3 protein-coding genes are annotated in these 6,418 nt (G+C 40.4%); all 3 read left to right on the top strand.

All coding sequences use genetic code 11. The features are described from left to right. Nucleotides 1-1,173: reverse transcriptase domain-containing protein (locus A9G42_RS05045; protein WP_179854605.1), on the top strand; the 1,173-nt coding region annotated here is incomplete at its 5' end. Between the two features lie 2,512 nt (nucleotides 1,174-3,685). Next, nucleotides 3,686-5,416: a group II intron reverse transcriptase/maturase gene (gene ltrA / locus A9G42_RS05040; protein ID WP_065652807.1), complete on the top strand. Its 1,731-nt coding sequence runs from the start codon at nucleotides 3,686-3,688 to the stop codon at nucleotides 5,414-5,416. A gap of 534 nt (nucleotides 5,417-5,950) precedes the next feature. Then, on the top strand, nucleotides 5,951-6,418 hold a 468-nt coding region (locus A9G42_RS05035), incomplete at its 3' end, for a reverse transcriptase N-terminal domain-containing protein (protein ID WP_179854604.1).

Here is a 6,418-nt window from a genome sequence, read left to right as displayed (position 1 = left end):
AGGGAAACAAACCAACCTGCGCAGTGGGTATTAGATGCAGATATACAGGGCTGTTTTGACCATATTAGCCATGAATGGTTAATAAATAATATCCCAATGAATAAAAGGATATTAAAGAAATGGTTAAAATCGGGCGTTGTGGATATGGGGCAGGTAAAAGCAACGGAGGAAGGAACACCGCAAGGCGGCATAATTTCCCCGACACTAGCGAATATGGCGTTAGATGGCTTAGAGAAAGTGCTCGCTGAACACTTCGGTGAAAAAGCAAGTAAGAAAATCAGGCAACATAAAACGTACATGGTAAGGTATGCGGATGACTTTGTCATATCAGGGATTTCGAAAGAGTTACTGGAAGAAAAGGTTATCCCAGTGGTTAAGGCGTTTCTCAAAGAAAGGGGATTAACTCTATCGGAGAGAAAAACCAACATCGTGCATATCGAGCAGGGTTTTGACTTTTTAGGTTGGACGGTAAGAAAGTTTAACAAGAGTATCATTATCAAACCGAGTAAAAAGAATGTGAAAGCATTTTATAACAAGGTAAGAGAGAGGATAAAGAAGTTAAGCATGATAAAACAAGAAGACTTAATAAAAATACTTAACCCAATGATAAGGGGGTGGGCAAACTACCACCGAAGTCAAGTCGCCAGTGAAGCTTATGGGCATATGGATGCATTAATATGGCGGGCTTTATGGAATTGGAGCAAAAGACGACACAGCAAGAAAGGCAAACGTTGGATTAAAGAGAAATACTTTAAAACAACCGCTAATCGAGTGTGGAACTTTGGTGCTACGATAAAAGACCGTCATGGTGTAGAGAAATGGGTTGAATTATTGCAATGTAGCAAGACAGCAATCAAACGACACATCAAAGTAAAATCGGACTATAACCCGTTTTTACCTGAATGGGAATTATACGGAGAAACATTATACCAAAAACGGATGTATGAGGAATACTCACACAGAAGTAAATGGCAAATGTTGTATAAAACTCAAAAAGGTCGTTGTGGATTATGTTTACTCCCTATCACAAAAGAAACGGGATGGCATGACCACCATATAATCTACAGAGTGCAAGGGGGCAGTGATGCTTTGAAAAATAGAGTGTTATTACATCCTATCTGTCATAAAAAAGTTCATGCGCTGAAGTTAGAAGTAGTGAAACTGGCTTATTAAGTCAATTGGAAGGCTTGAGCTGTATGCGGAGAAATTCGCTCGTACAGTTCTTAGGGGGCGGTGGCACAGTAATGTGCTACTGCTACCCGACGTGCGACAAGCAGCACTAAGCGCTTGATTTTTATGAAGTTTTTCGTAAAATCAAGTGAGATAAAAGGCGGAAATGAAATACTTTCCCCTTTTATCAGTAAATAAGCGCGAAGATGAAATATTCTTTCCTTATTTACAAGCTTGTAAACTCCTCGAGGGAGCCTTCATACTCCCGAAAGGGAGATAATACAGAAAGCGTTATAGAGATAACCTTTCAACCCGTATACAAGAGGGGACGTATTCTTGTAAGCCCTTTGTAAGGTATAAACCTTACCAGTCCAGAGTTGAACTATATACAACTACATGATGAGCCGAAGATATAGCTGACATCAAAACTTCGCCATGAAGTAAACTGGAGCCTTTTGAGAGTCTTACACTCTCCAGTCATAGTTGGACTATACACAACTACAAGGCGAGCAATAAAACGATTGCCGACGTCTCTTTTTAACTAATAAGATACGACTTAATGTCCAGGGTTTATTTAAAACCATAGGGTAAAACATTAAGAAAGTAATTACAATATAGACAAAGTGATTAGTCGCAACATTAATCAACACAATATTAAAGTTAAGCGTAATACTAACTTTAAGGTTGATAATGAAGGGGCAATAGAGAATCATGTCTACAATATATTATTGGTAAAATATCAGGTGTAAAAGCCTATTTATTTCACTCGAGCAGTTTTATGAGCAGTGCATAAGCTGTTATTGCCATTGTTGGAACGAGCTAGCAATTAAGCGAGAGCGTGAGCCAACCTACTTTATGGCGAGTAGTAGTCTAGGGATAGTGCGAGACGGGTAACGGTCTGGTGCGGAGCTTCCCGACAATGTACCCCCCTTGAGGAATAGCAAGGTTAGTGGAATCGTGAGGTGAAACTAAGTAATAACCAGTAGCAGGTTATGAGGGGCTAGACTGAATAGAAAGATGAACGTAAGTGAATAGATGATAAACGTCGTAATGCTGACAAAGCCAAAGCTACTGATAGGCTTTAACCAAAAGGTGCATAGTGGGTTATTCCTTTTTAGCGTGGGAATACGCCATCATACGACTATCGGCGGACAGTCTACATCTTAACTATTCGTGTGGTAATAACGGAACTTGGTAAGCCTGTACATTTGCCGTCCACAATTCAGCAACCGTATAGTGCGACAAGAGCGCACTTATGTCGCCGTAACTTATTGATTTTTAATAAGTTTTCGGTGAAGTGGTTAGGGTTAATAGCCCTAATCACGCCTCGCAGTATCCAAGTAGGATGTTATTCAATATCCGAAAGGATATTGCAATAACCTCCACTTGGTAATAAGTGTAATTTTTAGCCTATTTAGAGGCAAATCTAATACTTCTTAGTCTACTAGAAGACAATTCTAGAATTTTAGAGAACGGTCTTCGACTTTTCAATTAATCTTATCTGATATTCTTAATTTCTAAGAAGTCTCAATAGAAATATTGAGCTGTCGAAGAAAGAGAGACCTATCGGCATATAGTTTAAGCGAAAATTGACAATATTGCGAGTATAAGTGCATAAGCTGTTGTTACCATTGTTGAGTCATATAGGAAGAAGTATTAACTATATGAGAGTCAACCTGCTATATGACTAGCAGTAGTCTAGGGATAGTGCGAGACTGGCAACGGTCTGGTGCGGAGCTTCCTGACAATGTACCCCCTTGAGGAATAGCAAGGTTAGTGGAGTCGTGAGGTGAAACTAAGTAATAACTAGTAGTAAGTTATGAGGGGCTAGACTGAATAGAAAGATGAATGTAATGTGAATAGATGTTAAACGCCGTAATGCTGAAAAAGCCAAAACTACTGATAGGCTTTGACCAAAAGGTAATGTAGTCGGTTATTCCCTTTTAGCGTGGGAATACGTCATCAACAAGACTATCGGCGGAAAGTCTACATCTTAACTATTCGTGTGGTAATAACGGAACTTGGTAAGCCTGTATACTTGCCGTCCACAATTTAGTAATCGTATTAATACGGGTGAATTGAATGGTATACGGCAGGCAGAGCGTAAGCAATGCTGTTGAGTGTGCAGGTAAGGGAGGTCAGAGAAAGCGAATGATTGGCTGTAATGGCTGATATAGGGTATGAAACATGACCTAACCCGAAAGGGTGCAGACTTCTGACTGGTCTTCCGTCGCAAGATGGCAGGCTAAACCCTTTGTGGGTAATTTCCAATGGAATTATATTAGGCGAGGGATGAGCTGACAAATGCCTAACAGTTTAAAAATGAATTATTGGGAAGTAATTCATCTGTTATAAGCACTTGTCAGACTCAAAACTCAATCATTAACCATGTTACAGTGTGGTAGAGTTATTTGATTCACTGAATAACGACCACGCTATAACGTGGGAACGTTCCAGTGGTAGTTATTCACAACAATCAAGTAATTTCTGCTACTTCTTGTATCAAGAGGTAGGTATGAAAGAGCAATCTTATACTAGCGTAAAAGCTAAAAAGAGTCCAGCTCCAGCGACCTCTGGCGAAGAAGCACTATGGCACAACATCGATTGGGTCAAAGTGACAAGACACGTTAAAGGGTTGCAGAGTCGGATTGCGAAAGCGACACTGGAAAATAATTGGCGTAAAGTTAAAAGATTACAACGATTATTAACACGCTCAACGGATGCTAAGCAATTAGCAGTAAGGAGAGTGACGGAAAACAGAGGTAAAAGAACCTCAGGGGTTGACAAGGTGGTATGGTCAACACCGAAAGAAAAATGGCAAGCTATTGCAACGCTAACGGAAAAGGGATATAAACCAATGCCACTTAGGCGGGTTTATATTCCCAAATCTGATGGAAAGAAGCGCCCTTTGGGTATTCCGACCATGAGAGACCGAGCAATGCAAGCGCTTTATTTATTTGCTCTACAGCCTGTAGCAGAAACAACAGCAGATAAAGGCTCATATGGGTTTCGTATCAACCGCTCTACGGCAGATGCGATAACACATATACATCGGATATATTCACACAAAGGAAGGAAAACAAACCAACCTGCGCAGTGGGTATTAGATGCAGATATACAGGGCTGTTTTGACCATATTAGCCATGATTGGTTAATTAATAATATTCCAATGAATAAACGAATATTAACAAAATGGTTAAAATCAGGTGTTGTTGATATGGGACAGGTGAAGGCAACGGAGGAAGGGACACCGCAAGGTGGCATAATTTCTCCAACATTGGCAAACATGGCGTTAGACGGCTTAGAAAAGGTGCTAGCTGAATACTTCGGTGAGAAAGCAAGCAAGAAAATCAGGCAACATAAAACGTACATGGTGAGATATGCAGATGACTTTGTCATTTCAGGAATATCAAAAGAATTGCTGGAAGAAAAAGTTATCCCTGTGGTTAAAGCCTTTCTCAAAGAAAGAGGATTAACGCTTTCGGAGAGAAAAACACAGGTAGTACATATCAAGCAAGGGTTTGATTTCTTAGGTTGGACAGTGAGACAATTCAATGACAAGATTTTAATCAAACCGAGCAAAAAGAACGTGAAAGCATTCTATAGCAAGGTGAGAAACAGAATCAAAAAGTCTAAAATGGTCAAACAAGAAGAGCTAATCAAGCGATTAAATCCAATGATTCGGGGATGGGCTAACTATCACCGAAGTCAAGTAGCCAGTGATGCCTATGGGCGAATGGATGCACTAATATGGTGGGCAATTTGGAGTTGGTGCAAGAGACGACACAGTAAGAAAGGTAAACGTTGGATTAAAGAGAAATACTTTAAAACAACCGCTAACCGAGTGTGGAATTTCGGTACTACGATGAAAGACCGCCATGGTGTAGAAAAATGGGTTGAAATATTGCAGTGTAGCAAGACAGCAATCAAACGACACATCAAAGTAAAATCGGACTATAACCCGTTTTTACCTGAATGGGAATTATACGGAGAAACATTATACCAAAAACGGATGTACGAGGAATTCTCTCACAGAAGTAAATGGCAAATGTTGTATAAAACTCAAAAAGGTCGTTGTGGATTATGTTTACTCCCTATCACAAAAGAAACGGGATGGCATGACCACCATATAATCTACAAAGTGCAAGGGGGTACTGATGCTTTGAAAAATAGAGTGTTATTACATCCTATCTGCCATAAAAAAGTTCATGCACTGAAGTTAGAAGTAGTGAAACTGGCTTATTAAGTCAATTGGAAGGCTTGAGCTGTATGCGGAGAAATTCGCTCGTACAGTTCTTAGGGGGCGGTGGCACAGTAATGTGCTACTGCTACCCGACTACACGGAAAATGGAAGAGTGTACGGCAGGCAGAGCGTAAGCAATGCTGTTGAGTGTGCAGGTAAAGGAGGTTAGAGAAAGCGAAGGGTTGGCTGTAATGGCTAACATAGGGTGTGAAACATAACCTAACCCGAAAGGGTGCAGACTTCTAACTGGTCTTCCGTCGCAAGATGACGGGCTAATCCTTTAGTGGATAATTTCTAATGGAATTATTTTAGGCGAGGGATGAGCTGACGAATGCCTAACAGTTTAAAATGAATTATTGGGAAGTAATTCATCTGTGACAAGCAGACGCCAAACTCAAAACTCAATCATTAACCATGTTACATCGTGGTAGAGTTATTTGATTCACTGAATAACTACCACGGTAACGTGGGAGTTTCTTTGGTAGTTATTCACCACAATCAAGTAATTTCTGCTACTTCTTGTATCAAGAGGTAAGTATGAAAGAGCAAGCTCATAATAGCTTAAAGGCTAATAAGAGTCCAGCTCCAGCGACCTCTGGCATGGCTCGTAAATGGCACAGTATTGACTGGGTCAAAGCAACAAGACATGTTAAAGGATTGCAGAGTAGGATTGCGAAAGCGACACTTGAGAATAATTGGCGCAAAGTGAAAAGATTGCAAAGATTATTAACACGCTCGACTTATGCTAAGCAATTAGCAGTAAGAAGAGTGACTGAAAACAGAGGTAAAAGGACTACGGGAATTGACAAAGTAGCATGGTCAACTGCCGAGGCAAAATGGCAAGCGATTGCAACGTTGACAAGTAAGGGATATAAACCGATGCCACTTAGGCGAGTATATATCCCAAAGTCTGATGGAAAGAAACGCCCTTTGGGTATTCCGACTATGAAAGACAGAGCAATGCAAGCGCTTTATCTATTTGCCCTTCAGCCTGTAGCAGAAACA

Origin of the sequence: Gilliamella sp. Nev6-6, assembly GCF_001690605.1 — a bacterium.
In the GTDB taxonomy this organism is placed as follows: Bacteria; Pseudomonadota; Gammaproteobacteria; order Enterobacterales; family Orbaceae; genus Gilliamella; species Gilliamella apicola_C.
Note: the sequence above shows the minus strand (reverse complement) of the source record. Positions and strands in the feature narration are given on the sequence as shown.